Raw genomic sequence first — 15,885 nt, 5'->3', positions numbered from 1 at the left:
GGCTGAACCGGCGGTGAATCTGCCGGTGGAACCGGCGCGGCATTGGGCCAATTATCGGCGCTTGTCCAGCATACTTCCGTCGAGCAACGCATTCCTCGCCGCCCGCCCGTTCGACCGTGCGCCATGGCTTGCGGTCGCGTTCCTGACGGGAATCGCAAGCTGGCTGGAACTGGACGGGCCATGGCAGTGGATGGCGCTTCTCGCCGCCTGTGCGGCGGTGGCGACGCTGGCCCTGGCGATCCCGCGCGAGGGTTCGCTGGATTACGTTCGGCTTGCCGCGCTTTCTCTGCCGCTCATGGTGGCGGCAGGTTGCGTGACGGTGTGGAGCAAGTCCGCGCTCGTCGGAAAGTCGGGGGTGGACCATCCGACCTTCGGCTGGGTGGAGGGGCGCATTCTCGACCGGCAGGAGGAAAGTGCGCGGGGGCGGGTGCGCCTCCTCGTCGACGCGCGGATCGAAGGCGTACCCGGTGCGATGCGGGTGCGCGTGAACCTGCCGCTGGAAGAGGACAGGCCCGGTCTTGCCGAAGGCGCCACGGTGCGGCTGCGGGCGCGCCTGATGCCGCCCGCTCCGCCGATGCTGCCGGGCGGATACGACTTCGCACGGGCCGCGTGGTTCCAGGGCCTTGCCGCGACCGGCAGCGTGGTCGGGCCGGTCGATGTGCTGGCCCCGCCTGACGGGGGAGGGCTGCTGCGCCGCTGGCAGCAACACCTGGCCGATCACATTCGCGCCCGTCTCGCCGGATCGCCCGGTTCGATCGCGGCCGCACTGGCAAGCGGCGATCGGGGCAGCATCGCGCCGACCGACGAGGACGCGATGCGCGATGCCGGGCTGACGCATCTGCTTTCGATCAGCGGCCTGCATGTCAGTGCGGTGATCACGGCGGTCTATGTCCTGACTGTGCGCCTGTTCGCCTTGTTTCCCTTCGTGGCGCTGCGCGTGCGCCTGCCGATCGTCGCGGCGGCGGGGGGGGCGCTGGCGGGCATTGCCTATACCCTGCTGACGGGATCGGAAGTGCCGACGGTGCGATCGTGCATCGGCGCCTTGCTGGTGCTGGCGGCGCTGGCGCTGGGGCGCGATCCGCTGTCGCTGCGGATGCTGGCGGTGGCGGCGTTCTTCGTCATGGTGTTCTGGCCCGAGGCCGTGTTCGGGCCGAGCTTCCAGATGAGCTTCGCCTCGGTGATCGCGATCATCGCGTTCCACGGTTCCGCGCCGGCCAAGCGCTTCCTGGCCGCGCGCGAGGAAGGGGTACTGCTTCGCCTGGGGCGGCATCTCGTGATGCTGCTCGCGACGGGACTCGTGATCGAACTGGCGCTGATGCCGATCGGGCTGTTCCATTTCCACCGCGCGGGCATCTACGGCGCGGCGGCCAACGTCGTGGCCATTCCGCTCACCACGTTCGTGACCATGCCGCTGATCGCGCTGGCGCTGGTGCTGGACGTGGTGGGGGCGGGCGGGCCGGCGTGGTGGCTGACGGGCAAGTCGCTCGAACTCCTGCTGTGGCTGTCGCACGTGACGGCGGGGCAGCCTGGCGCGGTGACGCTTATGCCGTCGATGCCGCCCGGGGTGTTCGCGCTGTTCGTTGCCGGCGGGCTGTGGCTGGCGCTGTGGACCGGACCGGTGCGCCTGTGGGGGCTTGTTCCGGCAGCGGTGGCCGCGCTGGTCTTCGCCACCATGCGCCCGCCCGACATCCTGGTCTCGGGCGATGGCCGTCACGTGGGCGTGACCGGAGAAGGGCCGGAACTGCTGGTGCTGCGCCAGACGCGCGGGGACTATACCCGCGAAAACCTGCTGGAAATGGCCGGGATGGAGGGGAACGTCCGCCCGCTCGACACCTGGCCCGCCGCGGCCTGCAACGCCGACTTCTGCCGGATCGCGCTGAAGCGGGGCGGGCGTTCGTTCGCGGTGCTGATGGCGCGCGGGCAGGATCTGGTGGAGATCGGGGAGTTGAAACGGGCCTGCGCAGCGGCCGACATTGTCATCGCAGATCGCCGCCTACCACGCACCTGCCTGCCCCGGATGCTGAAAGCGGATCGGGCCTTGCTGGCACGGACCGGCGGGCTCGCCATCGATCTTGCCGCTGGCACCGTGCGCACCGTGGCCGAAACCCAAGGGCACCACGGCTGGTATCGCTGGCGGGCGACGCGCCGGCCGGAAGCCGCCCCGTCGCCCGCTTCAACGGATCAGTGATAGCGGCGCAGCAGCCCCGCCAGCTTTCCCTGCACCTGCACTTCATCGGGACGGTAGTATTGCGGATCGTAGGCGGCGTTGGCCGGATCGAGCCGGATCATGCCCTTTTCGCGGCGCAGGTACTTGAGCGTCGCTTCCTCGCCCCGGATCAGCGCCACCACGATTTCGCCATCGCGGGCGATGTCCGTGCGGCGGACCAGCGCGAAATCGCCATCGAAAATCCCGGCATCGACCATCGAATCCCCGGACACTTCCAGCGCGTAATGCTCACCCGCGCCGAGCAGGGCTGCGGGCACCGGCAATACGCTGGAGCCTTCCAGCGCCTCGATCGGGGCACCGGCGGCGATGCGGCCGTGCAGCGGCACTTCGATGACGTCGTTGGCCGGCGCCGGTGCGGTCTTCGGCGGGCTGCGCAGCGGCACGACCACATCGTTTGCGGGAGCCGTGCGCGACGCGGCCTTGGTGGTTGCGCTGTCCGGCTGGCGCAGCACTTCCAGAGCGCGGGCGCGGTTGGGTAGCCGACGGATGAAGCCGCGTTCCTCCAGCGCTGAAATCAGCCGGTGGACGCCCGATTTCGATTTGAGATCGAGAGCTTCCTTCATTTCCTCGAACGAGGGGGAAATGCCGGACTCCTCAAGCCGGAGCTGGATGAAAGTCAGCAGTTCGTGCTGCTTGCGCGTCAGCATTGCGCGTCACTCCATAGTGAACGAATGCGGAACGAATAAGCAACCAAAACGCACCCGTCAAGCAATTCCGCCATTTTCCAGCAAATAGACCGGAACATCCGTTCCCGCTGGCGTCAATGGCGCGCGGGCTTCGCGCCGGACCAGCGCGTTGCTGCGCGCGAGCGACGACAGCGCACCGGAATCCTGCAGGGGATCGAGCGTTACGCTGGCACCGTCCCAGCGGGCGCGCAGGAATTCGGTACGTCCGCCGCCCGCCGGCATATCCTGCGCGAGGCGAGCCGGAATCAGGCGCGGCAGCGTTTCCGCCGCACCCAGCGCGGCCCGGAGGAGCGGCAGCAGGAACAGGTAGCCGGTCACGAAGGCTGCGGCGGGATTGCCGGGCAGGCCCAGGATCACCTGTCTGCCGCGTTGTGCCACCATCAGCGGTTTGCCCGGCTTGATCGCGACCCGCCAAAAATCGAGCGTCGCGCCGGTGGCCTCGATTGCCGGGCGAACGAGATCGTGATCGCCCACCGAAGCGCCGCCGCTGGTAACCACCACATCGGCATCGCGCACGCGGTCCAGCGCGGCGGTCAGGTCGTCGAGCCGGTCGGGGATCGGCCCGATGCGATCGGTCACGACCTGGCAGGCAGCCGCCAGCGCCGCCAGCATCGGGCCGTTGCTGGCGGGAATCTGGTGCGGCGCGAGCGGGGTGCCGGGGGCGACCAGTTCATCGCCGCAATCGATGACGGCCAGTTTCACCGGCCGGCGCACGGCAAGGTAATGGTGCCCGGCGGCAACGGCGAGCGCGATCTGCGCCGCGCCCATGTGTTGCCCGGCCGGCAGCAAGGGGGCATCGAGGCTGAAATCCATGCCGCGCGGGCGGATGTGCTTGTCTCGGGGCACGGGCGGTTCGCCCGTCAGGCGCAGGTTGTCGTCTTCGCGCGTGGCGTCTTCCTGGATCAGCACCATGTCCGCGCCGTCGGGAACCACGGCGCCGGTGCTGATCCGCACCGCCTGTCCGGGCGCGACCGTGCCATCGAACGGATGGCCGGCGGCGCTTTCGCCCGCGACGGTCCACGGGCCGGGTAGGTCGGCCGCGCGCAGGGCGTATCCGTCCATGGCGGAGAGCGCGGCCTCGGGCTGGTTGCGCCGCGCGGTGAGCGGCTGGGCGAGATGGAACCCCAGGCATTCGGCGGCGGGGCGACGTTCCACCGGCAGCGCGGGGGCCAGCGCGAGCAGGCGCCGCTGCGCCTCCTCCAGCGGTAACGGTGGGGTTTTCATGCCTGGTCTTGCCGCTCTTCGTCCGCGCGCCACGTGCCCGACTTGCCGCCGCGCTTTTCGATCAGGCGGACCTGTTCGATCACCATGCCTTTGTCCAGCGCCTTGGCCATGTCGTAGATGGTCAGCAGCGCGATCGAGACGGCGGTCAGCGCTTCCATTTCGACCCCGGTCCGGCCGGTGAGCGAGGCAGTGGCAGTCACCTCCACGCCATCGGGCACGAAGGCGAACTCCACTGCGACCGCATCGAGCGCAAGCGGATGGCACAGGGGGATGAGTTCGCCCGTCTTCTTCGCCGCCATGATCCCGGCGATCCGCGCTGCCGCGAGAACGTCGCCCTTTGGCGCATCGCCCTCGCGGATGGCGGCAAGCGTGGCCGGCGTCATGCGGATGCGGCCCTGCGCGATGGCGACGCGCGCCGTTTCCGCCTTGCCGCCGACATCGACCATGCGCGCATGGCCTTGTGAATCGAGATGCGTAAGCCCGCTCATGCGCAGCAATCTTGCGAAGTTGACAAAGTTGACACGGTCCATGGCGAAGGAACACGGGGTGGGCACGGGCCGGTGAAAACCGCGCCGCGACAAAAGGAAAAGCAGGCTGTCATGCCGTGGTCATGCCAGAGGATCGCGGCTTAGGACAGGGGGTTAGGGGCCGATCAGTGCCGAGTGGTCCGTTCGTCATTGCGAGCGGAAGCGAAGCAATCCAGAGCCGCGCGTGCTGCCCGGGATTGCCGCGGGGCTGCGCCCCTCGCAATGACGACAGGGTGGCCGTCCAACCCTACCAGTCGCGCCAGCCGTCGATTTCCTCCAGCAGCCGCTTCTGCCCGGCAACCCGGGCCATCTCGGCGAGAGCGGCGCGGATGTCGTCGCGCTCCGCCGTACCGATCATGCCGCCGATGCGGTGATCGGCATGGTTGAACCACGCCACGCAGCGTTTGAAGATCGCGCGGGCGGCGGGCTTGCGCGGCTTCGGCGCCAGTGCGGAGAGTTCGGCGCAGGCCAGCAGCAGTGCCCGGCGCGCGCCGGCCACGAACGCGGGCGGCAGCCCCGTCTCGGCCGCGCTCCAGCCTGCCAGCGGCGTTTCGGCGCGCAGACGGTCCCACGTCAGCCCGGCCATCCGGGCGGCGAAGCGGGTGCGGGCGGCGGCTGCTTCCGCCTTTTCGGCGATCTGTTCGCGCGCGACTTCATCGCGCAAGGCATCGCGATCATGCGCCCAGCGCCATTCGCCCTCGGCAGCCTCGCTCGCGCTGGCGAGCGAGGTGCCATAGCGCGCGCCGATGCCGTAGCGGGCGATGGCTTCGGCATGGGCTCGGTCTTGAGCCGACAACGGCGTTTCGCCCAGCAGCATCGGTTCGCGCAGGTCGGCCAGCTTCCAGTCCGGCGGCTGCAAGCCGAAAATCGCGGGTTCCCGGCGCAGCGAGAACCGGTGTTCACGCAGGATGCCGCAGGTGGCGGTCTCGGCGCGCGATGGGCGCGCGGACCATATCCCGTCCAGCACCAGGACCGCGATTGTCGCAGGGTTGGCACCGATCACGCGCAATGCGGCCCACCGCCCGGTTTCGGCCGGCGAAAAGCGCGTGAACGGAGCGGTGCGGAAGGAAAGGACCGTGCCGGCGGCGGGCAGGACGCGGCGCGATCCCCGCAAGACTGCCTTCATGCCACCTTTCACCTTGCCGCCCGTGCCGTTGGGACGGGATCGCCCCTACTGCCGTGCCGGGACGCGAGGTATGGTGAAAATGGACCGATGCGGAGCGGCGGATCAGCCCTGGAGCAGGGCCTTTACCGCCGCCGTGACATCCGCCTGGCGCATCAGGCTTTCGCCGACCAGGAAGGTGCGTGCGCCGCACTTTTCGAGCCGCTGGAGATCGGCATGGGTATTGATGCCGCTTTCGCTGACCAGCAGCGTGCCTTCGGGGGCCAGCGGGGCCAGCCGTTCGGTGATGGCGATATCGGTGACGAAGCGCTTGAGATCGCGGTTGTTGACGCCGATCAGGCGCGAGCGCAGCCGCGCGGCGCGCTCCATCTCGGCCTCGTTATGGACCTCCACCAGCACGTCCATGCCGTGGTCGATCGCGGCGGCCTCGATCTCGGCCATGGCACCGTCGTCCAGGGCGGCGACGATGATGAGGATGGCGTCGGCCCCGATCGCGCGGGCTTCCGTGACCTGCCAGGGATCGACCATGAAATCCTTGCGCAACACCGGCAGCGCGCAGGCGGCACGGGCGGCGATCAGGAAATCCTCGTGCCCCTGGAAATAGGGCGCGTCGGTCAGGATCGAAAGACAGGCCGCGCCCCCGGCTTCATACTGCCGCGCGTGTTCGGCGGGCTGGAAATCGGCGCGGATCAGGCCCTTGGACGGGCTCGCCTTCTTGATCTCCGCGATCAGCGCGTAGCCAGCGGCCGCTTTCGCGCGCAAGGCCGCCTCGAACCCCCGCGGGGCGCTCTGCCCGGCGGCGCGGGTGGCCAGGTCGGCCAGCGAGGTGGCGGCCTTGCGGGCGGCGACTTCGCTGCGCTTGGTGTCGCAGATCTCGGTGAGCTTGTCGGTCATCGCGGCGCTTTAGCGGGACTGCGCGGGGCGAGTCGAGAGGGTGGTGCGGTGTGTCTCGACTTCGCTCGACACGAACGGGGACCGAGTGTCCTTTAACCTCCGTTCGTGTCGAGCGGAGTCGAGACACCGGCGCGCCCGCAATCCCGGCCTCTAGCGCAGCGCCACGATCCAGCAATCGAGCAGGGCCTTGGCCAGCCCCTTGTCGATCGCCTCGGCCGCTTCCTCCACGCCTTCGTGCCAGTCGCGCGCTTCGCCCGCGACCATCAGCGCGGCGGCGGCGTTGAGGAGGACGGCGTCGCGATAAGCGCCGGGCTCGCCCAGCAGCAGGCGGCGCAAGGCCTCGGCATTGTGCGCGGGATCGCCGCCCCGGATCGCCTCGATCGGTGCGGTGGGCAGATCGGCATCGGACGGTGCGACGCGGCGCATCACGATCTCCGCGCCGGTCACGTCGGCCAGTTCGTTGCCACCGGCGAGCGAGAGTTCGTCCAGCCCCTCGTCGCCCGAGACGACAAAGGAACGCGCGGTGCCGAGCCGGGCCAGCGCATCGGCATAGATCGGCACATAGGCGGGCCGTGCGATGCCGACGAGCTGGCGCGCGACCTGCGCCGGATTGGCCAGCGGCCCCATCAGGTTGAAGATCGTGCGCCGGCCGATCGCCTTGCGGATCGGCATGATGCGGCCCATCGCCGGGTGGTGGCGCGCGGCAAAGAGGAAGCCGATGCCGATGTCCGCCAGCGTCTCTTCCGCCGTTTCGGCAGCGCGATCGAGGTTGAGGCCCAGCGCTTCGAGCGTGTCGGCCGCGCCGGCCTTGGAACTGGCGGCGCGGTTGCCGTGCTTGGCCACCGGCACGCCGCAGGCCGCGACGACCAGGCTGACGGCGGTGGAGACGTTGAGCGTATGGTGCCCGTCACCGCCGGTGCCGCAGACGTCGATGGCGTTGGCGGGGGCCTTCACCGGGATCATCCGCGCGCGCATCGCTCGCGCCGCGCCGGCAATCTCGCTCGCCGTCTCGCCCCGCTCCGACAGCGCGACGAGGAAGGCGGCGATCGCGTCGTCTGGAACCGAGCCATCGAGAATCGCGGCGAAGGCCCGCTCGGCGGTGTCCTCGTCGAGCGGGTGGTCGACCGGCGGCAGCGCGGTCACGCCGGGACTTTCGCGTCCACGCCGCACAGCCGAAGGAAGTTTGCCAGCATGGCGTGGCCGTGTTCGGTGGCAATCGATTCCGGGTGGAACTGCACGCCGTGGATCGGCAGCTCGCGATGGCGGAAGCCCATGACGTGCGTATCGTCCGACGTGGCGTTGACCGCCAGCGCATCGGGAATGTCGGTCACGATCAGCGAGTGATAGCGCGTGGCGGTGAAGGGCGAGGGGATGCCGGCGAACATGCCGGTGCCGTCATGGGCGACGGGCGAGGTCTTGCCGTGCATCAGCCCGCCGCGCACCACCTGCCCGCCGAAATACTGCCCGATCGACTGGTGGCCCAGGCACACGCCGAGCAGCGGCACCCCGGCGTCGGCCGCCGCGCCCACCAGATCGAGGCTGATCCCGGCCTCGTTGGGCGTGCAGGGACCGGGCGAGATCAGGAACCCCCGCGCGCCAGAGGATATCGCCTGCCCGGCGGACAGCGCATCGTTGCGGACGACATCCACTTCCGCGCCCATCTCCATCAGGTAGTGAACGAGGTTCCAGGTGAAGCTGTCGTAATTGTCGATGACGAGGATCATGATGGGGTCCTACTGCCCGAAGCCCGGATCGCTGGCCACGCGGATCGCCTCGCGCGCGGCGGCGAAGAGGGCGCCGGACTTGTGTTCGCATTCGCGCTGTTCGTAGACGGGATCGCTGTCCGCCACGATGCCCGCGCCGGCCTGGACGTGGAGTACGCCGTCCTTGATCACGCCGGTCCTCAGCACGATGCAGCTATCCACCGAGCCGTCGGGTGCGAAATAGCCGACGCCGCCGGCATAGGCGCCGCGCGTTTCGGGTTCCAGTTCGGCGATGATCTCGCAGGCGCGGACCTTGGGCGCGCCGCTGACGGTGCCCGCAGGGAAGCCTGCGAACAGCGCATCGACCGAATCCGCGCGCTGGGTATCGAGTTCGCCCACCACGTTCGAGACGATGTGCATGACGTGGCTGTAGCGTTCGATCGTGTAGCTTTCGGTGACCTTGACCGTGCCCGCCTTGGCCACGCGGCCCACGTCGTTGCGGCCGAGGTCGAGCAGCATGAGGTGTTCGGCGCGTTCCTTCGGATCGGCCAGCAGGCTTTCCTCGTTGGCGCGGTCCTCTTCCGCCGTCTTGCCGCGCGGGCGCGTGCCGGCGATGGGGCGGATCGTCACCTCGCGCTTGCCATCCTCCTTGCCGCGCACGCGCACAAGGATTTCGGGGCTGGAGCCGATCAGCGCAAAGCCGGGCAGATCGAGGAAATAGAGGAAAGGCGAGGGGTTCACCCGCCGCAAGCTGCGATAGAGCGCCAGCGGGGGCAGGGTGAAGGGCGCGGTGAAGCGCTGGGCCAGCACCACCTGAAAGATGTCGCCCGCCTCGATATAGTCCTTGGCCGCGCTCACCATCTCGCCATAGCGCCCTGCGGGCATGGTGGGCGTCAGTTGCGGCACGGGCAGATCCTGCGGTGCGCGCGCAGCCACCGGCGCGGGTTGCGTTAGGCGCGCCAGCGCGGCATCGATCCGTTCCTGCGCGCCCAGCAGCGCGGCCTCGGGCGCGCTGTCCGAGGGCCAGACCGGCGCCACGGCAAAGAGTTCATCGCCCAGCCGGTCGAACACCAGAATGAGGGTGGGGCGCACAAACAGCATGTCGGGCAGCACCAGTTCGCTTTGCGGCGCGCGCGGCAGCTTTTCCACCAGTCCAAAGGTTTCATAGCCGAAATAGCCAACGATGCAGGCCAGCGCGCGCGGCAGGGCGGCGGGCACATCCATCCGGCAACTTTCCACCAACGCGCGCAGCTCGCCCAGCGCATCGCCAGCCAGCGGCTCGAACGCCTCGCGGTTATGGCTCCACTGGCGGTTGACCTCGGCGCTGTGGCCCGTGGCGCGGAACACCAGATCGGGGGCGAGGCCCAGCAGGCTGTAACGCCCGCGCACCTCGCCACCTTCCACCGATTCCAGCAGGAAATCGCCGCGCCCGTCTTCCATCAGCTTGACGCCCGCGCCCACCGGCGTTTCGGTATCGGCAATGGTGCGACGCCAGACCAGTGCCGGCTTCCCCGCTTGGAGCAACGCGCGCGCGGCGTCCCAATTGTCGGGGTGGAGGCTGGTCGGTTCGGTCATCGCTCTTTCGCTTTTAGGGTTGGGGATCAGTTGCCGCCCGCCAACTGGCTGGCGACGGATTTGAAGGCGGTGTCGTTGCGCTTCACCGTCACTTCGGCGCGGATCGCGCGGCGCAGCGCGGCATCCTGTTCACGCGCGGCAAGGGCAGAAAGCTCGGCATTGACCTGCGCGATCATCGGGTCCTTGGCATCGACTGTGCCGGGCACGATCTGCTTCAACTGCACCACGAACCAGCCCTGGTTGCCGGCCATCGGCAACAGTTTGGTGGTGCCTTGCGCCATCGCGAAAAGCAGACCCAGCGCGGGCGGGATGCGGCCCTGCATGGCGGCGATCTGGTCGCGACCCATGCTGATCGGTTGCGGCGCGGGCACGGCTACACCCAGCCCGCCGAGCAGCGGGGCCAGTTCGCCCCCCTTCTTGGCCCCAGCCAACACCTTGAGCGCGGCGGCCTTGGCGGCGGTGGCGCCCTTGTCGAGCGCGATATCGGCGGCCACGCGCGCCTTGATGCTGTCGAGCGGGGCAGGGGCGGCGGCGGTGATCTTGGCAACGTCGTAGATGACAAAGCTCTTGCCCGCGACCAACTCGCTGATCTGGGCCTGCCCTTCATGCTCCAGCCCGAAGGCGGCCTTCAGGATCGGCGCGAGTTCCTTGGGCAGGGGCGAACCCGCGCTCTGGCCATCGGCGGTCAGCTCGCCGGTCTGGTTCAGCGTCAGCCCAAGATCCTTGGCGGTATCGGCCAGCGCGTCGCCCTTGTCGAAAGCGTCGCTCACCTTTTCGGTCAGCGCGGCAAGCGCAACCTTGCGCTTCTCTTCGGTCAGCGCCGCGACGATTTCGGGCTTTACCTGATCGAGCGTGCGGGCGGGTTTGCTCTCCACACCATCGACGCGGACCAAGGCCCAGCCCAACGCGCCCTTGACGGGACCGGCGATAGCGCCCTGCTTGGCGGCGAAGGCGGCATCGGCCACACCCGCGCCGCTGCGGGTCGTCAGATCGGCCTTGGTCACCAGACCCAGCGAGGCGGCGTTGAGCCCCTTGGCCTTGGCGGCGGCTTCGAGCGGGGTGCCCTTGGCAACGGTGGCGGCGATGTCCTTGGCGAGGCTTTCGCTGATGACGATAAGCTGCGTCACCTTGCGGCTCTCGCTGGCGGCATAGCGCGCCTTGTTGGCGTCGAAGCGCGCGGCAATCTCGGCGTCGGTGGGCGCGGCCACGTTCTTGGCCGCGCTTTCGTCGAACATCGCATAGCGGATGACGCGGCGTTCGGGGATAGTGTAGGCAGCCTGATGGCTGCGGTACCAGGCGCCGATTTCGGCGGGCGAAGCGGGCGTCTTGGGTGCAAAGGCTGCCGAGGGCAACACGCCGATCACGCCATTGCGGTGCTCTTTCAGCAAAGCGGCATATTGCACCAGCGCGGCCTGCGGCAGGCTGGCGCCAAGCTTGGCGGGGCTGAGCAACTGGCGGCCCACGAGTTCGCGGGTGAAACTGTCGCGCACATCGGCATCGTTCAACTGGCGCTGGGCCAGAATGCCGCGATAGGTGTTCTCGTCAAACTTGCCGCCCGCGCCCTGAAAGGCGGGGATCTTGGCCAGTTCACTGTCGACCAGACGCTTGCCCGCGACCACGCCGTTCTTGGCGCCGAAGGAGACCATCGCCTCCTCGTCGATCATCTGGTCGAGGATTTGGTCCAGCCCGCCTTGCGCCAGCAGGTCCTTCATCGTGGCCGACGGGTTCTGCGCGCGGACGCCCTCGAGCGCCTGCTGCGCCTGTTTGGTCAGTTGCGCGGTGCCGATGGAGCTGTCGCCCACCTTGGCCACGCGATCGCCACCCGTAATGCCACCGGAACCGGTCAGATTGGCCACATCGCCCGCCGCAAAGGCCAGCGCCAGCATCACGATCAACGCGAGCGCCGAGAACACCCCCACCGAGGAATGGAAAAACTTGCGGAAGACCTGAAGCATCACGAAACCCTGAACAGATCCGGCGCGCGCCGGACAAGACACTATGCGGCGGGCTTTAGGCGGCCTTCGCGCCGACCGCAAGCGCGGCGCGGGCCATTGTGCTGCGCTCAAGGGCAATTTCCACCGGATGCAACCTTTGTCCTTTTGACAAGCCGATCCCGCTGGCCTAGGCGCCAAAAGGCATGAAAACGCGGGTTTCCGCCGGATCACGGTCGGGCGCCGCAGCTTTTCGCACGGAATAACAACAGGGATTTCATAGTCATGGCGCAACGCCCCTATATCGTCGGCAACTGGAAGATGAACGGCCTCAAGGCGAATCTGACCGAAGCCCGCGCTATTGACCGTGTTGCCGGTCGCTATCCGGCAGTTGATGTGGGTCTGGCGCCTGCTTTCACGCTGGTCGCCGCGATGGCTGACGCTGCCGAGGTGATGGCCGTGGGCGGGCAGGATTGCCACGCCAAGGTGTCGGGCGCCTATACCGGCGATGTCGCGGCGCCGATGCTGGCCGATGCTGGCGCGGATTTCGTCATTCTGGGCCATAGCGAACGCCGCGCCATGCATGGCGAGAGCGATGCCGATGTGCGCGCCAAGGCGGACGCCGCGCTGGCCGCCGGTCTGAAAGTGATCGTCTGTGTGGGCGAGACCGAGGCCGAGCGCGATGCCGGACAGGCCGAGGCCGTGGTTGGCGCGCAGGTGGCGGGTTCGATCCCGCTGGGCGAGGGCGTTGAGACCTCGGTTTCCGTGGCTTACGAGCCGGTTTGGGCGATCGGCACGGGCCGCGTGCCCTCGGTCGAGGATGTAGGAGCGATGCACCGCTCGATCCGCGCCGGTCTGGTGGCGGCCTATGGCGAGGCGGGCGCGGCAGTGCGCATTCTCTATGGCGGCTCGGTCAATGCGGGCAATGCCGCGCAATTGCTGGCTGCCGACGAGGTGGGGGGCGCGCTGGTTGGCGGTGCCAGTCTGACGGCGGAAAGCTTCGGCACCATTATCAGTGCCGCCGCGGCGCTGGCAGAGGGTTGAGTTTCAGGGGCTGATTTAGGGGCTGATCCCCCTTGCAACTGACGCGCGGCGCGCCTAGATGCGCGCCGTAGCCGCGCTATATGGGTGTGGCGGAAACGAAAGCACAGATCCGCATGTTTATCTTCCTCATCGTGGTTCAGGCCCTTATCGGGGTGGCGCTGGTGGGCGTGATTCTGATCCAGAAGTCGGAAGGCGGCGGTCTGGGCGTGGGGGGCAGCCCCACCGGCTTCATGTCGGCGCGCGGCGCTGCCGACTTCCTCACCCGCTCGACGGCGGTGCTGGCGACGATCTTTGTCAGTCTGTCGATTGTGCTGGCGGCGATTGCGGTGAAGTCCTCGTCGGACCAGAAGGTGGATACCACGCTGGATCGCACTGTGACGCCCGCTGCGGCGCCTGTTGTTCCGGCGCCGGTGCTGCCGGCCGATCCGCTGGGCGGCGCGGCCAAGAAGTAAGGTTTATTCCCATAGGCTGATGCCCTTCCGCTGCGTTTGCGGCGGGGGGTGTTTGGTTTTTGGCGATCTTGTGTTCGGCCGCCTTTCGCGGGGCGCGATCAGGGCTGTGGATTGCCATGAGTTTTGCGCGTGCGCGCGCTTGGATTGAACGGTTTTAAAAGGTAAGGCGCAACTCCCATGACGCGGTACATTTTCATCACCGGCGGCGTGGTTTCCTCGCTTGGCAAGGGTCTTATGGCGGCTTCGCTGGCTGCCCTTCTGCAGGCGCGCGGCTTCAAGGTCCGCATCCGGAAATTCGACCCCTATCTCAATGTCGATCCGGGCACGATGAGCCCCTATCAGCACGGCGAGGTCTTTGTGACCGACGACGGTGCGGAGACCGACCTCGATCTGGGGCATTACGAGCGCTTCACCGGCGTTTCGGCGCGCAAGAGCGACAATATCACCTCGGGCCGCATCTATCAGACAATCATCGCCAAGGAGCGCCGTGGCGACTATCTGGGCGCGACGGTGCAGGTGATCCCGCATGTGACCGACGCCATCAAGGAATTCGCCCAGGCCGACACCGATGATCTCGATTTCGTGCTGTGCGAGATCGGCGGCACGGTGGGCGACATCGAGGGCCTGCCCTTTATCGAGGCAATCCGCCAGCTCCGCAACGAGTTGGGCCGCGAGCAAACCTGCTTTGCCCACGTCACGCTGGTGCCCTATATCGCGGCTGCGGGCGAGTTGAAGACCAAGCCGACTCAGCACTCGGTGCGCGAACTGACCTCCTACGGCATTCAGCCCGACGTGCTGCTGTGCCGTTGCGAGCAGGAATTGCCCGAGAACGAACGCAACAAGATCGCGCTGTTCTGCAACGTGCGCAAGGAAGCGGTGATCCCCGCGCTCGACGCGCCCAATATCTATGCTGTGCCGCTGCAATACCATGCCGAAGGGTTGGACAATGCCGTGCTGCACCACTTTGGCCTCGCCGCGCCCGAGCCGGAACTCAAGCGTTGGGAGGGTTTGACCCAGACCTATGCCCATCCCGAGGGCGAGGTGACGATTGGCGTGGTCGGCAAATATGTCGTGCTGCAGGACGCCTACAAGAGCCTCAACGAGGCGCTGGTGCATGGCGGCATGGCCAACAAGGTGAAGGTCAACATCCGCTGGCTGGATGCCGAGATTTTCGAGAAGGGCGATGACGAGATCGCCGCCAATCTCGAGCCTTTGCATGGCATTCTCGTGCCCGGCGGCTTTGGCGAGCGCGGCACAGAGGGCAAGATCGCCGCGGTGCGTTTCGCCCGCGAGCGCAAGGTTCCGTTCCTCGGCATTTGCCTTGGCATGCAGATGGCCTGTATCGAGGGTGCGCGCAACACGGCGGGCATTGCCGAGGCCTCCTCGACCGAATTTGGCCCGACAGCCGAGCCGGTGGTGGGCATCATCACGGAATGGATGAGCGAGGAGGGCTTGCAACAGCGCTCGGCCGACACCGATCTGGGCGGTACGATGCGTCTGGGCGCCTATGAGGCCAAGCTCAGTCCCAACAGCCATGTTGCCACGATCTATGGCAGCGAATTGATCTCGGAACGCCATCGCCACCGCTACGAGGTGAATGTCGCCTATCGCGACTGCCTCGAAAAGGGCGGGCTGGTGTTCTCGGGCATGTCGCCTGACGGCTTGCTGCCCGAAATCGTCGAGCGGCCCGATCATCCGTGGTTCGTGGGCGTGCAGTTCCACCCTGAACTCAAGAGCCGCCCGTTCGAGCCGCATCCGCTGTTTGCCGGCTTTATCGGCGCGGCGGTGCGTCAGGCGCGGCTGGTCTAAGGGTTTAGGATCAGGGGGCTCCGGCGGGTTAAGGGCGCGTCCTAGATGCCGATGTGTCGAGACAAATCGGTTGGGCCCTTAACAATCCCGATAGGGTCAACGTGGCGCTGGCTCTGAGGGCTGGCGCTAAGCGGCGAAGCCTTGGGGCCTATGGCCTCCGGCGTTGCGCAGGTGGTTGGTTTAGGCGCAATGCCGGCAATCACGGGAGCGCGAGGGTGTAACCACCCTCGCACCTACCCTTTTCTTCAAAAATCAGGCGAAGCCTTTACGCCGCGCTCTTGTCCTCCACCACGGTCAGTGTGGCGGGAGCCTCGCCGTTGATAGCGATCTTCTTGGGCTTCATCGCCTCGGGAATCTCGCGCAGCAGGTCGACCACCAGCAGGCCATCTTCCAGCGAGGCATTCTCGACCCGCACGAAATCGGCCAGTTCAAAGCGGCGCTCGAAACCGCGTTGGGCAATGCCGACATGCAGGAACTCGCCCTGCGCGGCAGCCTCGTCGCCCTTGCGGCCCTGAATGACCAGCAGGTTCTGCTGGGCGGTGATGTCGATATCGGCGGGCTTGAAGCCGGCAACGGCCAGCGTGATGCGATAGGCATCCTCGCCGCGGCGCTCGATGTTGAAGGGGGGATAATTGTCGCCGCTTTGCGCGCGGGTGGCGTTTTCCAGCAGGTCGAACAGGCGGTCGAAGC

General features: G+C 67.6%; 14 protein-coding genes. 4 read left to right on the top strand and 10 right to left on the bottom strand.

Annotated elements, in window-relative coordinates:
- The first annotated feature begins 61 nt into the window (after positions 1–61).
- Entirely contained in the window at positions 62–2,188 is a 2,127-nt protein-coding gene (locus B3547_RS02910) for a ComEC/Rec2 family competence protein (protein WP_292959999.1), read from the top strand.
- On the opposite strand, the gene lexA is transcribed toward B3547_RS02910, so the two are convergent.
- The 9 genes from lexA to B3547_RS02865 form a co-directional block, all read right to left on the bottom strand.
- Positions 2,182–2,874 (bottom strand): transcriptional repressor LexA, encoded by a 693-nt coding sequence (gene lexA, locus B3547_RS02905; RefSeq protein ID WP_124807481.1) that lies wholly within the window; start codon positions 2,872–2,874, stop codon positions 2,182–2,184. The genes B3547_RS02910 and lexA overlap by 7 nt on opposite strands.
- Positions 2,875–2,931: 57 nt before the next feature.
- Complete coding sequence (locus B3547_RS02900; protein ID WP_292959988.1) at positions 2,932–4,137, bottom strand: molybdopterin molybdotransferase MoeA; 1,206 nt, start codon at positions 4,135–4,137, stop codon at positions 2,932–2,934.
- Positions 4,134–4,625 (bottom strand): cyclic pyranopterin monophosphate synthase MoaC, encoded by a 492-nt coding sequence (gene moaC / locus B3547_RS02895; RefSeq protein ID WP_292959987.1) that lies wholly within the window; start codon positions 4,623–4,625, stop codon positions 4,134–4,136. The genes B3547_RS02900 and moaC overlap by 4 nt, the downstream gene beginning before the upstream one ends.
- Before the next feature lie 286 nt (positions 4,626–4,911).
- Positions 4,912–5,790 (bottom strand): hypothetical protein, encoded by an 879-nt coding sequence (locus tag B3547_RS02890; RefSeq protein WP_292959984.1) that lies wholly within the window; start codon positions 5,788–5,790, stop codon positions 4,912–4,914.
- A gap of 102 nt (positions 5,791–5,892) precedes the next feature.
- The gene (gene trpC, locus B3547_RS02885) at positions 5,893–6,681 is read right to left on the bottom strand and encodes an indole-3-glycerol phosphate synthase TrpC (RefSeq protein ID WP_292959982.1); all 789 of its coding nucleotides are present in this window, start codon (positions 6,679–6,681) and stop codon (positions 5,893–5,895) included.
- Positions 6,682–6,831: 150 nt separating this feature from the next.
- A complete protein-coding gene (trpD, locus tag B3547_RS02880) occupies positions 6,832–7,824 on the bottom strand; it encodes an anthranilate phosphoribosyltransferase (protein WP_292959980.1) in 993 nt (330 codons plus the stop codon).
- Positions 7,821–8,405, bottom strand: a complete 585-nt coding sequence (locus tag B3547_RS02875) for an anthranilate synthase component II (RefSeq protein ID WP_292959978.1) — start codon at positions 8,403–8,405, stop codon at positions 7,821–7,823. Before B3547_RS02875 ends, trpD begins: the two co-directional genes overlap by 4 nt.
- Positions 8,406–8,414: 9 nt before the next feature.
- Positions 8,415–9,959 (bottom strand): anthranilate synthase component I family protein, encoded by a 1,545-nt coding sequence (locus B3547_RS02870; RefSeq protein ID WP_292959976.1) that lies wholly within the window; start codon positions 9,957–9,959, stop codon positions 8,415–8,417.
- Between the two features lie 26 nt (positions 9,960–9,985).
- Positions 9,986–11,914, bottom strand: coding sequence for a peptidyl-prolyl cis-trans isomerase (locus B3547_RS02865; RefSeq protein WP_292959973.1), 1,929 nt, complete (start codon positions 11,912–11,914; stop codon positions 9,986–9,988).
- A gap of 261 nt (positions 11,915–12,175) precedes the next feature.
- Here B3547_RS02865 and tpiA point away from each other — a divergent pair, with 261 nt between their 5' ends.
- The 3 genes from tpiA (at position 12,176) to B3547_RS02850 (ending at position 15,195) form a co-directional block, all read left to right on the top strand.
- Positions 12,176–12,934: a triose-phosphate isomerase gene (gene tpiA, locus B3547_RS02860; RefSeq protein WP_292959970.1), complete on the top strand. Its 759-nt coding sequence runs from the start codon at positions 12,176–12,178 to the stop codon at positions 12,932–12,934.
- A 113-nt stretch (positions 12,935–13,047) separates the two neighbouring features.
- The gene (gene secG / locus B3547_RS02855) at positions 13,048–13,386 is read left to right on the top strand and encodes a preprotein translocase subunit SecG (RefSeq protein ID WP_292960120.1); all 339 of its coding nucleotides are present in this window, start codon (positions 13,048–13,050) and stop codon (positions 13,384–13,386) included.
- 177 nt (positions 13,387–13,563) lie between these two features.
- Positions 13,564–15,195, top strand: coding sequence for a CTP synthase (locus B3547_RS02850; protein ID WP_292959968.1), 1,632 nt, complete (start codon positions 13,564–13,566; stop codon positions 15,193–15,195).
- 265 nt (positions 15,196–15,460) lie between these two features.
- Here the strand turns inward: B3547_RS02850 and B3547_RS02845 are convergent.
- Positions 15,461–15,885 (bottom strand): Hsp20 family protein (locus tag B3547_RS02845; RefSeq protein ID WP_292959966.1); only part of this gene is annotated, 425 nt, incomplete at its 5' end.

The sequence above is a fragment of the Novosphingobium sp. UBA1939 genome (genome assembly GCF_002336885.1).
In the GTDB taxonomy this organism is placed as follows: Bacteria; Pseudomonadota; Alphaproteobacteria; order Sphingomonadales; family Sphingomonadaceae; genus Novosphingobium.
Note: the sequence above shows the minus strand (reverse complement) of the source record. Positions and strands in the feature narration are given on the sequence as shown.